The 14065-nt window shown below is 61.0% G+C and carries 8 protein-coding genes; 7 read left to right on the forward strand and 1 reads right to left on the reverse strand.

The genetic code is table 11. The annotated features are described in order from the left end of the window. Positions 1–279: 279 nt before the first annotated feature. Positions 280–951 carry a DUF3313 domain-containing protein gene (locus QMX91_RS21555; RefSeq protein WP_134786277.1) on the forward strand — a complete coding sequence of 224 codons (672 nt, stop codon included), beginning with the start codon at positions 280–282 and terminating at the stop codon, positions 949–951. A gap of 122 nt (positions 952–1073) precedes the next feature. On the opposite strand, the gene QMX91_RS21560 is transcribed toward QMX91_RS21555, so the two are convergent. Beyond that, on the reverse strand, positions 1074–1499 hold the full coding sequence (locus QMX91_RS21560; RefSeq protein WP_047602197.1) for a YciI family protein: 426 nt from the start codon (positions 1497–1499) through the stop codon (positions 1074–1076). A 332-nt stretch (positions 1500–1831) separates the two neighbouring features. Here QMX91_RS21560 and tpx point away from each other — a divergent pair, with 332 nt between their 5' ends. The 6 genes from tpx (at position 1832) to QMX91_RS21590 (ending at position 13949) form a co-directional block, all read left to right on the forward strand. Then, positions 1832–2332, forward strand: coding sequence for a thiol peroxidase (tpx, locus tag QMX91_RS21565; RefSeq protein WP_003224497.1), 501 nt, complete (start codon positions 1832–1834; stop codon positions 2330–2332). 175 nt (positions 2333–2507) lie between these two features. Then, positions 2508–3815, forward strand: coding sequence for an MdtA/MuxA family multidrug efflux RND transporter periplasmic adaptor subunit (locus tag QMX91_RS21570; RefSeq protein WP_210556992.1), 1308 nt, complete (start codon positions 2508–2510; stop codon positions 3813–3815). Further along, positions 3812–6907 carry an MdtB/MuxB family multidrug efflux RND transporter permease subunit gene (locus QMX91_RS21575; RefSeq protein WP_282413341.1) on the forward strand — a complete coding sequence of 1032 codons (3096 nt, stop codon included), beginning with the start codon at positions 3812–3814 and terminating at the stop codon, positions 6905–6907. Before QMX91_RS21570 ends, QMX91_RS21575 begins: the two co-directional genes overlap by 4 nt. A gap of 142 nt (positions 6908–7049) precedes the next feature. Continuing rightward, positions 7050–10157, forward strand: coding sequence for an efflux RND transporter permease subunit (locus QMX91_RS21580; protein WP_027613729.1), 3108 nt, complete (start codon positions 7050–7052; stop codon positions 10155–10157). Then, entirely contained in the window at positions 10154–11614 is a 1461-nt protein-coding gene (locus tag QMX91_RS21585) for an efflux transporter outer membrane subunit (protein ID WP_134786280.1), read from the forward strand. The genes QMX91_RS21580 and QMX91_RS21585 overlap by 4 nt, the downstream gene beginning before the upstream one ends. 253 nt (positions 11615–11867) lie before the next feature. After that, positions 11868–13949, forward strand: a complete 2082-nt coding sequence (locus tag QMX91_RS21590) for an EAL domain-containing protein (protein ID WP_134786281.1) — start codon at positions 11868–11870, stop codon at positions 13947–13949. Positions 13950–14065 lie beyond the last annotated feature (116 nt).

A 14065-nucleotide genomic window follows, 5' to 3' on the forward strand; every position in this document is an offset into this window, starting at 1 on the left:
CGAATGCGGTACATCAGTCACCCTTGATGTTGGCTGAGGGAATGCATTCGCGAGCAAGCCCGCTCCCACAAGGGATCAGCGATCACTTCAACGCCGGATCGCTCATGTTCATTTTCTTCCAGCCTTAAGTGGTATCTGCATCTGTGGCTTAAATGAGGTTTGCCAAGCCGCGCGGGGTCTCGTATGAATTTTGTGGTTTTGCAACGCAATCGCCGCGCTTTTAGCTATACCTGTAACTCCCCCATACGCACATTCAGGCCTTCTGACAGGAGTTACAGCATGAAGCTAGCAGTAATGATGGGCGCCCTTTGCATCGCCACCCTTGGGGTGGTGGGTTGCTCCAGCAAAACCGTCGCTCCCGATGAGTATTCCGGCTTTCTCAAGGACTACAGCCAGCTCAAGGAGGCCAAATCGCCGTCCGGCGCCGAGGTGATGCGCTGGATCGATCCGAAGGTCGACATCAGCAAGTTCACCAGCGTGTACATCGAGCCAACCCAGCTCTATCCAAAGCCGCAACCGACCGCGAAGATTTCGCAGCAGACCCTCAACGGCATCACCTCCTATTACGATCAGGCGCTCAAGCGTGAAATCAGCAAGGATCTGCCGTTGGCCAACGGCCCCGGCCCAGGGGTGATTGTGGTGCGGGCGGCGATCACTGCCGTGAGCAGCAAGACCGAAGGCCTGCACGCGTATGAAGTGATCCCGGTCGCTCTGGTCGCGGCAGCGGTCAGCACCGCCAGCGGTATCCGCGATCAGGAAACCACCCTGGCCACCGAAGCGGTGTTCCTCGACGGTGCGAGCAACAAGGTGGTGGCGCAAGTGGTGCGCAAAGGCACCGGTAAACCGTTGGAAAATGAAACTCAAGCGATGAAGGCCTCCGACGTCAAACCTGTGATCGACGGCTGGGCCAATGACATGCGTCAGATGTATGTGAAGCTCAAGTCCAAATAAGCTGGGGCCTTTGTAGGAGCTGCCGCAGGCTCGGGCCGCGATCGGACGATCTTTTGACTTTGATTTTTTAAAAGCCAGATCAAAAGATCGCAGCCTTTGGCAGCTCCTACAGGGGGCAGGGATTACAGGTTTTTCTTCGCTTGCTCGCGAACACGTTCTTCCTGCGCCCGCGCCTCAGGCGTGAATTCGGCACCGAAATCCTCGGCGGAGAATATCTGCCGTATCTCGATATCAGAGTCGCCCGGCATCGGGTTCGGGCAGCGCTTGACCCATTCGATGGCTTCTTCCTTCGATTTGACTTCCCAGATCCAGTACCCGGCCACCAGCTCCTTGGTCTCGATGAACGGGCCGTCGATGACGCTGCGCTGGGCGCCGGAGAAATGCACGCGGACGCCTTTGCTGCTCGGGTGCAGGCCATTGCCGTCGATGAGGATGCCGGCCTTGACCAGTTCTTCGTTGAAGTTGCCCATGGCGGTGATCAGCTCTTCACTGGGCATGATGCCGGCTTCGGAGTCGGCGCTGGCTTTGACAAGGATCATGAATCGCATGGTGGTTTCTCCAGGGAATGGGGTTGATTCACTGCTTAGTCGAACGGGCACCTCACGAATCGACAGAACTCCTAAGTAAATGATGCAAACTCAAGCTCCGCGAAGATCACTGTGGGAGCGAGCTTGCTCGCGAAGACGGCGGCACATTCAGCATAGCGTTGACTGGCAGATTGCTTTCGCGAGCAAGCTCGCTCCCACAGGATTTGCGGTTGTATACAATTTTTTGCGCAGGCCCCTGACAATTTTCATGCAGGGCATAGGTCGTCGGACAATTTCGTGGTTAACTTCGGCCTCTTGCATGCTCAATCACCACGTTAAGAAGGACTAAAGTCATGGCTCAAGTCACCCTCAAAGGCAACCCGGTTCAAGTCAACGGCCAGTTGCCACAAGCCGGTTCCAAGGCGCCAGCCTTTTCCCTGGTTGCCGGCAATCTGTCCGACGTCACCCTGGCGAGCTTCGCCGGCAAGCGCAAAGTGCTGAACATCTTCCCAAGCGTTGATACCCCGACCTGCGCCACTTCGGTACGCAAGTTCAACGCTCAGGCCAACGAACTGGCCAACACCGTGGTGCTGTGCATCTCGGCTGACCTGCCATTCGCTCAGGCACGCTTCTGCGGCGCCGAAGGTCTGGAAAACGTGCAGAACCTGTCGACCCTGCGCGGTGCCGAATTCATCGAAAACTACGGCGTAGCCATCGCTGACGGCCCGCTCAAAGGCCTGACCGCCCGTGCCGTGGTAGTGCTGGACGAGAACGACAACGTCCTGCACAGCGAACTGGTCAAGGAAATCGCTGAAGAGCCGAACTACGACGCAGCACTCGCCGTTCTGAAATAAGCGCTTTTACAATTGTTAACGGCCTGGCCCTGTCCAGGCCGTTTTCATTTGTGTATCAGTGTTTTGCCTCACACCTTGAAACGTAAGTTGAAGGTAAATTGCCGGTAAAGCTGCTTTGCTTAAATCCGATCAGTGCTTATCGTTCAGCCTCCCGTAAAAGAAGCCCACGCGCCCAATGGTTAATCAATCCATGCAATCGTCCCCTCGCAACTCCCGTCGCTGGCTGATCAGCCTGCTCGTCCTGTTGGTCATCGCCGTCCTGTGCTGGAAATTCTGGCCCGCCGGTTCGGCCCACAAGGAGGGCGCCGACAAGGCGGCGAGCGGCCATGCCGGACGTTCGGGGATGATGCGGCCAGGCTTCGGCGGTGCGGCCGGGCCGATTCCGGTGCGTGTGGCGCCGGCGGTCACGGGCGACTTCCCGCTGTATTACAAGGCACTGGGCACGGTGACTGCGCTCAACACCATCAACGTGCGCAGCCGGGTCGGCGGTGAACTGGTGAAGATCAATTTCGAGGAAGGGCAGATGGTCAAGGCCGGCGACCTGCTGGCAGAGATCGATCCGCGTCCGTACCAGAACGCCTTGCTCCAGGCTGAAGGCACCTTGCTGCAGAATCAGGCGCAGTTGAAAAACGCACAGGTCGACGTCGAGCGTTATCGCGGCCTGTACAAGGAAGACAGCATCGCCAAGCAGACCCTGGACACCGCCGAAGCACTGGTCGGCCAGTACCTGGGCACGGTCAAGACCAATCAGGCGGCGGTCAACGACGCCAAGCTCAATCTCGAATTCACCAAGATCCGCGCACCGATTGCCGGTCGCGTCGGTCTGCGTCAGGTCGACGTCGGCAACCTCGTCGCGGCCAACGACACCACGTTCCTTGCGGTCATCACTCAGACCCAACCGATCAGCGTGGTCTTCACCCTGCCGGAAAACAGTCTCGAAACCGTATTGGCGCGCTACCACAGCGGCGCGAAACTGCCGGCCGAGGCATGGGATCGCGGCGATACCAAGATCCAGGCCAGCGGCGTGCTGCAAAGCCTCGACAACCAGATCGACGTCGCCACCGGCACCCTGAAATTCAAGGCCCGTTACGATAACCGCGACCAGTCGCTGTTCCCCAATCAGTTCGTCAACGTCCATCTGCTGGCTGATACCTTGAAAGGCGTGGTACTCGCACCGTCGGCGGCGATTCAGTTCGGCACCAACGGCACGTTCGTTTACGCATTGGACGGCGACAAGAAAGTCACCATCCGCCAACTGAAGATCGGCGCCAGCGACGGCACCAACACCGTGGTCACCGAAGGCCTCGCCGCGGGCGACCGCGTGGTGCTGGAAGGCACCGACCGCCTGAAGGAAGGCAGCGAAGTGGAAGTGGTCAACGACAGCAATGACGTGCCGACCACCCCGACCGGCCACCTGCAGGGCAAACCCGCCGCCAGTGCGCCGGACGCCGCCACGGCTGACAAGGCCAAGAAGGGCGCATGAACATTTCGCGGCTGTTCATCCTCCGTCCGGTAGCCACCACCCTGAGCATGCTGGCCATTGTTCTGGCCGGCCTGATTGCCTATCGCCTGCTGCCGGTCTCGGCCTTGCCGCAGGTCGATTATCCGACCATTCGCGTCATGACCCTGTACCCCGGCGCCAGTCCGGACGTGATGACCAGTGCTGTTACCGCGCCGCTCGAACGCCAGTTCGGGCAGATGCCGGGCCTGACGCAAATGGCCTCGACCAGCTCCGGCGGCGCTTCGGTGCTGACCCTGCGTTTCAGCCTCGACATCAACATGGACGTCGCCGAACAGCAGGTGCAAGCCGCGATCAACGCCGCGACCAACCTGCTGCCGACCGACCTGCCGGCGCCGCCGGTGTACAACAAGGTCAACCCGGCGGATACCCCGGTGCTGACCTTGGCGATCACCTCGAAAACCATGCTTCTGCCCAAGCTTAATGATCTGGTCGATACGCGCATGGCGCAGAAGATCGCCCAGATCAGCGGCGTCGGCATGGTCAGCATTGCCGGCGGTCAGCGGCAGGCGGTGCGGATCAAGGTCAACCCGGAAGCCCTCGCGGCGAACAGCCTGAACCTTGAAGACGTGCGCACCCTGATCGGCGCGTCCAACGTCAACCAGCCGAAAGGTAACTTCGACGGCCCGACCCGGGTCTCGATGCTCGACGCCAACGACCAGCTGACGTCGCCCAAGGATTACGCCAACCTGATTCTCGCCTACAAGAATGGCGCGCCGCTGCGCCTGAAGGATGTGGCGGAAATCGTCGACGGTGCGGAGAACGAACGTCTCGCCGCGTGGGCCAACCAGAATCAGGCAGTGCTGCTGAACATCCAGCGTCAACCGGGCGCCAACGTGATCGAGGTGGTCGACCGGATCAAGGCCTTGCTGCCGAGCATCACCGACAACCTGCCGGCCGGCCTCGACGTTACCGTGCTCACCGACCGCACCCAGACCATCCGCGCCTCGGTCACCGACGTACAACACGAACTGCTAATCGCCATTGCGTTGGTGGTGATGGTGACGTTCCTGTTTCTGCGGCGTGCCAGTGCGACGATCATCCCGTCGGTTGCGGTGCCGCTGTCGCTGATCGGTACGTTTGGCGTGATGTACCTGGCCGGCTTCTCGGTCAACAACCTGACCTTGATGGCGCTGACCATCGCCACCGGTTTTGTGGTCGATGATGCGATCGTGATGCTGGAGAACATCGCGCGTTTCATCGAGGAGGGTGATAGCCCGATGCAGGCGGCGCTGAAAGGCGCCAAACAGATCGGTTTCACTTTGATTTCGCTGACCCTGTCGCTGATCGCGGTACTGATTCCGCTGCTGTTCATGGCTGACGTGGTCGGGCGGCTGTTCCGTGAGTTCGCCATCACCCTGGCGGTGGCGATCCTGATTTCCCTCGTAGTCTCTCTGACCTTGACGCCGATGATGTGCGCGCGCTTGCTCAAGCGTGAGCCGCAAGCGCACGAGCAGGGCCGCTTCTACCGGGCCAGTGGCGCGGTCATCGACTGGATGATCGCCGCGTACGGGCGCAAGTTGCAGTGGGTGCTCAAACACCAGCCGCTGACCCTGTTGGTGGCTATCGGTACGCTGGCGCTGACGGTGTTCCTTTATATGGTGGTGCCCAAGGGATTTTTCCCGGTGCAGGACACCGGGGTGATCCAGGGCATCTCCGAAGCGCCGCAGTCGATTTCGTTCGCGGCCATGGGCGAGCGCCAGCAGGCGCTGGCCAAGGTGATTCTCGAAGATCCGGCGGTGGAGAGCCTGTCGTCCTACATCGGTGTCGACGGCGACAACGCCACGCTCAACAGCGGTCGCTTGCTGATCAACCTCAAGCCGCATGGCCAGCGTGACCTGAGCGCCACGCAGGTGATCGCGCGCCTGCAACCGCAACTGGACAAGCTGGTCGGCATCCGCCTGTTCATGCAGCCGGTGCAGGATTTGACCATCGAGGATCGGGTCAGCCGCACCCAGTACCAGTTCAGCATGTCTTCGCCGGATGCAGAATTGCTCAGTCAGTGGAGCGGGCGTCTGGTCGAGGCCTTGGCCCAGCGTCCGGAACTGACCGACGTTGCCAGCGACTTGCAGGATAAAGGCCTGCAGGTCTATCTGGTGATCGACCGCGATGCGGCTTCGCGCCTCGGTGTCTCGGTGCAGAACATCACCGATGCGCTGTATGACGCCTTCGGTCAGCGGCAGATCTCGACCATTTACACCCAGGCTAGCCAGTACCGCGTGGTGCTGCAGGCGCAGGCCGGGGAGAAGATCGGCCCGGCGGCGCTGGATCAGATTCACGTCAAGACCACCGACGGTGCACAGGTGCGCCTGTCGAGCCTGGCCCATGTCGAGGAGCGTCAGGCGCAACTGGCGATCACCCACATCGGCCAGTTCCCTGCGGTGATGATGTCGTTCAACCTGGCTCCCGGTGTGGCGCTGGGACATGCGGTGGACATCATCGATCAGGTGCAGAAGGACATCGGCATGCCGATTGGCGTGCAGACCCAGTTTCAGGGCGCGGCCGAAGCGTTCCAGGCCTCGCTGTCGAGCACCTTGCTGCTGATTCTGGCGGCGGTGGTGACCATGTACATCGTGCTCGGCGTGCTTTACGAAAGTTACATCCACCCGATCACCATTCTCTCGACCCTGCCGTCGGCGGCGGTCGGCGCCTTGCTGGCGTTGCTGCTCAGCGGCAACGATCTGGGGATGATCGCGATCATCGGCATCATCCTGCTGATCGGTATCGTCAAGAAAAACGCGATCATGATGATCGACTTCGCCCTCGACGCCGAACGCACCCAGGGCATGGCGCCGGAGCAGGCGATCTATCAGGCGGCGCTGCTGCGCTTCCGGCCGATTCTGATGACCACTCTGGCAGCGTTGTTCGGCGCCGTGCCGTTGATGCTCGCCACCGGTTCCGGGGCTGAGTTGCGTCAGCCACTGGGTCTGGTGATGGTCGGCGGTCTGCTGGTGAGCCAGGTGCTGACCCTGTTCACCACGCCGGTGATCTATCTGTACTTCGACCGTCTCGGTCGGCGCTTTGGCAAAACCAATGCCAAAGAGGTACCGGTATGACTGTCTGGACACATTCCCCCTGTGGGAGCGGGCTTGCTCGCGAAAGCGCTGTATCAGGCGACATGAATGTTGAATGTCAGACCGTATTCGCGAGCAAGCCCGCTCCCACAAGGGACTGGTGTGATGTTGGGGATTGCGGTCAATGAACCTGTCCGGTCCTTTCATCAAGCGCCCGGTCGCGACCATGCTCCTGAGTCTGGCGATCATGCTGCTGGGCGGTGTCAGTTTCGGTTTGTTGCCGGTGTCGCCGCTGCCGCAAATGGATTTCCCGGTGATCGTGGTCCAGGCCAGTCTGCCCGGCGCCAGTCCCGAGGTGATGGCGTCCACGGTGGCGACCCCGCTGGAGCGCTCGTTCGGGGCGATTGCCGGTGTCAACACCATGAGCAGCCGTTCCAGCCAGGGTTCGACCCGGGTCATTCTGCAATTTGACCTCGACCGTGATATCAACGGCGCGGCGCGGGAAGTGCAGGCGGCGATCAACGCTTCACGCAACCTGTTGCCGAGCGGGATGCGCAGCATGCCGACCTACAAGAAGGTCAACCCGTCGCAGGCGCCGATCATGGTGCTGTCGCTGACGTCGGATGTGCTGGAAAAAGGCCAGCTCTACGATTTGGCCTCGACCATCCTCTCGCAGAGCCTGTCCCAGGTGCAGGGCGTAGGTGAAGTGCAGATCGGCGGCAGTTCGCTGCCGGCGGTGCGTATCGAACTTGAACCGCAGGCGCTTAACCAGTACGGCGTGGCGCTCGACGATGTGCGCAAGACCATCGCCGGGGCCAACGTGCGCCGGCCCAAGGGCTCGGTCGAAGACGGCGAGCGCCTGTGGCAGATCCAGGCCAACGACCAGTTGGAGAAAGCCAAGGATTACGAGTCGCTGATCATCCATTACAAGGACGGCGCGGCCCTGCGCCTGAAGGACGTGGCCAAGGTCAGCGACGGCGTCGAAGACCGCTACAACAGCGGTTTCTTCAACGATGACGCGGCGGTGCTATTGGTGATCAACCGCCAGGCCGGCGCCAACATCATCGAGACGGTCAACGAGATCAAGGCGCAGTTGCCGGCGTTGCAAGCGGTGCTGCCGGCCAGCGTCAAACTGAACCTGGCGATGGATCGCTCGCCGGTGATCAAGGCCACGCTGCACGAAGCGGAAATGACCCTGCTGATCGCCGTGGCGCTGGTGATTCTGGTGGTGTTCCTGTTTCTCGGGAATTTCCGCGCCTCGCTGATTCCGACGCTGGCGGTGCCGGTGTCGCTGGTCGGCACCTTCGCGGTGATGTACCTCTATGGTTTTTCGCTGAACAACCTGTCGCTGATGGCGCTGATTCTGGCTACCGGACTGGTGGTGGACGATGCCATCGTGGTGCTGGAGAACATCTCCCGGCACATCGACGAAGGCGTCAAACCGATGCAGGCTGCCTACCTCGGGGCCAAGGAAGTCGGTTTCACCTTGCTGTCGATGAACGTGTCGCTGGTGGCGGTGTTCCTGTCGATCCTGTTCATGGGCGGGATTGTCGAGAGCCTGTTCCGTGAGTTTTCCATCACCCTGGCAGCAGCCATCGTGGTCTCGCTGGTGGTCTCGCTGACCCTGACGCCAATGCTCTGCGCTCGCTGGCTCAAGCCGCACACGCCGGGCCAGGAAAACCGCCTGCAACGCTGGAGCCGCCGCGCCAACGACTGGATGGTCGGCAAATACGCGACCAGCCTCGATTGGGTGCTGCGCCATCGGCGTCTGACCTTGCTCAGCCTGATCATTACGGTCGGGGTCAACGTCGCGCTGTACGTGGTGGTGCCGAAGACGTTCATGCCGCAGCAGGACACCGGCCAGTTGATCGGTTTCGTCCGGGGTGACGACGGTCTGTCGTTCAGCGTGATGCAGCCGAAAATGGAAACCTTCCGCCGCGCCGTGCTCAAGGACGAAGCAGTGGAAAGCGTCGCCGGGTTCATCGGCGGCACCAACGGCACCAATAACGCGTTCATGCTGGTACGCCTGAAGCCGATCAAGGAGCGCAACCTGTCGGCGCAGAAAGTCATCGAGCGCCTGCGCAAGGAAATGCCCAAGGTGCCCGGCGCCCAGTTGATGCTGATGGCCGATCAGGATCTGCAATTCGGCGGTGGTCGCGAGCAGACCACCTCGCAATACAGCTACATCCTGCAAAGCGGCGATCTGGGGGCGTTGCGCGAGTGGTACCCGAAAGTGGTGACCGCGCTGCGCGCACTGCCCGAGCTGACCGCCATTGATGCCCGCGAGGGGCGCGGCGCGCAGCAGGTGACGTTGATTGTCGACCGTGATCAGGCCAAACGCCTCGGGGTCGACATGAACATGGTCACGGCGGTGTTGAACAACGCCTACAGCCAGCGGCAGATTTCGACGATCTACGACAGCCTCAACCAGTATCAGGTGGTGATGGAGGTCAATCCGAAATACGCGCAGGATCCGGTAACGCTCAATCAGGTGCAGGTGATTACCGCTGACGGTGCGCGGATTCCGTTGTCGACCATTGCCCATTATGAAAACAGCCTGGAAGACGACCGCGTCAGCCACGAAGGCCAGTTCGCCTCCGAAAGCATCGCGTTCGACATGGCTGAAGGCGTGACCGTGGAGCAGGGCAGTGCCGCGATCGAGCGGGCGATTGCCAAGGTCGGTCTGCCGGAAGACGTGATCGCGAAAATGGCCGGCACCGCCGATGCCTTTGCCGCCACGCAGAAGAGTCAGCCATTCATGATCCTCGGTGCGCTGCTCGCGGTGTATTTGGTGCTGGGTGTGCTGTATGAAAGCTACATTCACCCGTTGACGATTCTCTCGACCTTGCCCTCGGCCGGGGTCGGTGCGTTGCTGTCGATCTATGCGCTGGGCGGCGAGTTCAGCCTGATCTCCCTGCTCGGATTGTTCCTGCTGATCGGGGTGGTGAAGAAAAACGCGATCCTGATGATCGACCTGGCGCTGCAACTGGAACGCCATCAAGGCCTGTCGCCGCTGGAGTCGATCCGCAGCGCTTGCCTGCAACGGCTGCGGCCGATTCTGATGACCACCCTGGCGGCGATCCTCGGCGCCTTGCCGTTGCTGCTCGGCCGCGCGGAAGGCGCAGAAATGCGCCAGCCGTTGGGCCTGACCATCATCGGCGGCCTGATCTTCAGCCAGGTCCTGACCCTTTACACCACGCCTGTGGTTTACCTCTATCTCGACAAGCTGCGCCACCGCTTCAACAAGTGGCGTGGCGTGCGTACTGACGCCGCTCTGGAAACTCCGCTATGACTGACCGTTCGCTTCTCAATCTGGCCACTGCGCGCGGCTCGCGCCTGTTGAGTCTGTCGCTGTGCGTGGCGATGCTCAGTGCCTGCGCCGTCGGCCCGGACTATCAGCGTCCGCAGACCGCCGAGGTCGCGCAATACAAGGAGGCCAAAGGCTGGCGTCAGGCCAATCCGAGCGATTCGCTGGCGCGCGGTGCCTGGTGGGAGTTGTATGGCGATCAGCAACTCAATGGTCTGATCGAAAAACTCAACAGTTCCAACCAGACCGTGGCGCAATCCGAAGCCCAGTTTCGTCAGGCCCAGGCCTTGGTGCGGAGTGCCCGTGGAGCGTTTTATCCCAGTGTCGACCTGAGCGTGGGCAAGACCCGCTCCAGCCAGGGCACCGGCAGCAGCAGTTCGAGCCTGAGCAGTTCCGCCAGCGGCATTCGCGACACCTACAACGCGCAGTTGGGCGTGAGTTGGGAAGCGGATATCTGGGGCAAGTTGCGCCGAGGTCTGGAAGCCAACGAGGCCAGCGCCCAGGCGAGCTTCGCCGATCTGGCCGCGATGCGCCTGAGCCAGCAGTCGGAGCTGGTGCAGAATTACTTGCAACTGCGGGTCATCGACCAGCAGAAACGCCTGCTCGAAGCCACCGTTGCGGCTTATGAAAAATCCCTGCAAATGACCCAGAACCAGTACCGCGCGGGGATTTCCGGGCGTGATGCGGTGGCGCAGGCGCAGACCCAGTTGAAAACCACCCAGGCCGATCTGGTCGACCTGATCTGGCAACGCGCGCAGTTTGAGAATGCCATCGCCGTGCTCACCGGGCAGGCGCCGGCAGAATTCAGCATCGCTGAAACCCAGAACATTCCGAATCTGCCGCAGATTCCCCTGAGCCTGCCGTCGCAGCTACTGGAACGCCGCCCGGACATTGCCTCGGCGGAGCGTTCGGTGATCGCCGCCAACGCCAATATCGGTGTGGCCAAAGCGGCGTACTACCCCGATCTGACCTTGAGCATGAGCGGCGGCTACAGCAGCAGTACCTCGAAAAATCTTTTAACGCTGCCGAACCGTTTCTGGTCGGTCGGGCCGAAGCTGGATTTGCCGATATTCGACGGTGGTATTCGTTCGGCCGAGGTTGACCGTACCGAGGCGGTGTATGACCAAACCGTTGCCAAGTACCGCCAGACCGTGCTCGACGGCTTCCGCGAAGTGGAAAACTATCTGGTGCAACTGAAGGTGTATGAAGACGAGGCGGCGGTGCGTCAGGAAGCACTGGATGCTGCACGCGACTCGCTGCGCCTGACCCAGAACCAGTACAAGGCCGGGTTGATTGCCTACATCGATGTGGTTGTGGTGCAAGCCACGGCGCTGAGCAACGAGCGGACTGTGCTGAACATTCTGCAGAACCGCTTGATCGCCAGTGTGCAATTGATTGCGGCGCTGGGTGGCGGCTGGGACGGACAACTGGCCACCGAATAGCCTGTGTAGGAGCTGCGGCACGCTGCGATCTTTTGATCTTTAAAAACAAGGTCAAAAGATCGCAGCGTGCCGCAGCTCCTACAGGTTGTGATGGTTGTTCCAGAGCCTCGCAAAACCATCAAACAAGCGTTTCATCGGGTTGATGGCAAAATGATTACTTTGTCAGTGCGTTCTTCCGCGCAATCAGTACAATCGCCGCATTTGCCCGGCCGAGAATGGACGCAGTACGGCGCGGGTGGTCGCGAGAATCTTCATGCTCATCGGTAATTATTCCTTCACCCTGGTTTTCATTTCTTTGTGTGTGGCGATCCTCGCGTCCTACACCGCGCTCGATCTGACCGGGCGCATCGCCAGCGCCCGTGGGCGCGCAGTGCATTTCTGGACGGCCGGCGGTGCACTGGCGATGGGGGTCGGCGTCTGGTCGATGCACTTCATCGGCATGTTGGCCTTCAAGCTGCCGATCGACCTGGGCTACGACATTGCGATTACCGCGCTGTCGCTGCTGATTGCCGTGCTGTCCTGCGGGTTTGCCCTGTGGCTGGTCAGCCAGCCGAAACTGCCGATTTTGCAATTGGCCTTTGGCGCTTTGGTCATGGGCGCCGGCATCAGTGCAATGCATTACACCGGCATGGCCGCGCTGCGCATGACGCCTGGCATCGATTACGACCCGACCCTGTTCGGCGCCTCATTGCTGATCGCGGTCGGGGCCTCGGCGGCGGCGTTATGGATCGCCTTTCGCCTGCGCCAGCACTCGCCTTATGTACGTCTGATTCGTGGTGGTGCGGCAGTGATCATGGGCATCGCGATTGTCGGCATGCACTACACCGGCATGGCCGCCGCGCAGTTTCCTGATGGCAGTTTCTGCGGCGCAACGCTCGACGGCCTAAAAGGCAACGGCCTCGACAATCTGGTGCTGATCACCACGCTGGCGGTGCTGTCGATCGCCTTGCTCACTTCGATTCTCGATGCGCGCCTTGAAGCGCGTACCGCCGATCTGGCGCATTCGCTGACCCTGGCCAACCGTGAACTGACGCAACTGGCATTGCACGACACCCTGACCGGTCTGCCGAACCGTATGCTGCTGGACGACCGGATTAATCAGGCGATGAAGAAGGTCGAGGAGCAGGGCGGTTGTTTTGCGTTGATGTTCATCGATCTGGACGGTTTCAAACCGGTCAACGATGCCTTCGGCCACCACATGGGTGACCAGTTGCTGCGTGAAGTCGGGGTGCGCCTGCGCGAAGATCTGCGCAGTCAGGATACGCTCGCGCGAATTGGCGGTGACGAGTTCGTGCTGCTGGTGCGTCTGAGCGAACCCGACGATGCTCTGGGACTGGCTGCGCGTCAGGTCGGGTTGCTCGGTCAGGCGTTCCGCGTGGCCGAGCACGACTTGCAGATTTCTGCCAGCGTCGGCATCGCCCTGTACCCGGGTAACGGCCTGAGCGCCCAGGAACTGCTGATGAATGCCGACGCGGCGATGTATCACGCCAAGGGCAGCGGAAAAAACGGTTACAGCTTCTTCGATGCTTCGATGAACAGCAACGCGCGCAAGCAGCTGCAGCTGTTGCAGGACCTGCGCGCCGCGCTGGAACACAGTCAGTTCAGCCTGTATTTCCAGCCCAAATTCGACGCCATCAGTGGTCGTCCGGTCGGTGCCGAAGCGCTGCTGCGCTGGCAGCATCCGACCCAGGGCATGTTGCTGCCGGACAAGTTCATCGATCTGGCGGAGAAGACCGGCCTGATCATCGCCATCGGTGAATGGGTGCTCAACGAAGCTTGCCGGCAGATGCGCGAATGGTACGTGCTCGGTTACACCGACTGGCGCATTGCGGTGAACCTCTCGGCCTTGCAGTTCTGCCACGCGGGGCTGGTGCAGAGCGTGGCCAAGGCGCTGGCGACCCACCACCTGCCGGCCAACAGCCTGACCCTGGAGATCACCGAAACCACGGCCATGAGCGACGCGGATGCGAGCATGAAGGTGTTGCAGGAGTTGTCCGACATGGGCGTCGACCTGTCGATCGACGACTTCGGCACCGGTTATTCGAGCCTGATGTACCTCAAGCGTTTGCCGGCCAACGAGCTGAAGATCGACCGCGGTTTTGTCCGCGATCTGGAGCACGACAGCGATGACGCGGCCATCGTCTCGGCGATTGTGGCGTTGGGCCAGGCACTCGGTTTGCGCATTGTTGCCGAGGGGGTGGAGACCGGCGTGCAGCAGGATTTTCTCACGCAGTTGGGTTGTGATTCTTTGCAGGGCTATCTGTTGGGGCATCCGATGCCGGCGGATGCGTTCATGCAGAACATTGCCCGTGGAGAGGCTTTGGCGGCAGTCTGACTGCATTCTGTGGCGAGGGAGCTTGCTCCCGCCGGGGCGCGAAGCGGCCGCGTTTTTACTCGGTTTTACTGTGTTGCCCGGCATCACGGATGCTTCGCAGCCGAGCGGGAGCAAGC

It is taken from the genome of Pseudomonas sp. PS01299 (genome assembly GCF_029960145.1).
Lineage (GTDB): Bacteria > Pseudomonadota > Gammaproteobacteria > Pseudomonadales > Pseudomonadaceae > Aquipseudomonas > Aquipseudomonas putida_A.

Coding starts and splice junctions, on each gene's coding strand:
- QMX91_RS21555 (WP_134786277.1), top strand. CDS start 280: ATGAAGCTAGCAGTAATGATGGGCGCCCTTTGCATCGCCACCCTTGGG.
- QMX91_RS21560 (WP_047602197.1), bottom strand. CDS start 1,499: ATGCGATTCATGATCCTTGTCAAAGCCAGCGCCGACTCCGAAGCCGGC.
- tpx (WP_003224497.1), top strand. CDS start 1,832: ATGGCTCAAGTCACCCTCAAAGGCAACCCGGTTCAAGTCAACGGCCAG.
- QMX91_RS21570 (WP_210556992.1), top strand. CDS start 2,508: ATGGTTAATCAATCCATGCAATCGTCCCCTCGCAACTCCCGTCGCTGG.
- QMX91_RS21575 (WP_282413341.1), top strand. CDS start 3,812: ATGAACATTTCGCGGCTGTTCATCCTCCGTCCGGTAGCCACCACCCTG.
- QMX91_RS21580 (WP_027613729.1), top strand. CDS start 7,050: ATGAACCTGTCCGGTCCTTTCATCAAGCGCCCGGTCGCGACCATGCTC.
- QMX91_RS21585 (WP_134786280.1), top strand. CDS start 10,154: ATGACTGACCGTTCGCTTCTCAATCTGGCCACTGCGCGCGGCTCGCGC.
- QMX91_RS21590 (WP_134786281.1), top strand. CDS start 11,868: ATGCTCATCGGTAATTATTCCTTCACCCTGGTTTTCATTTCTTTGTGT.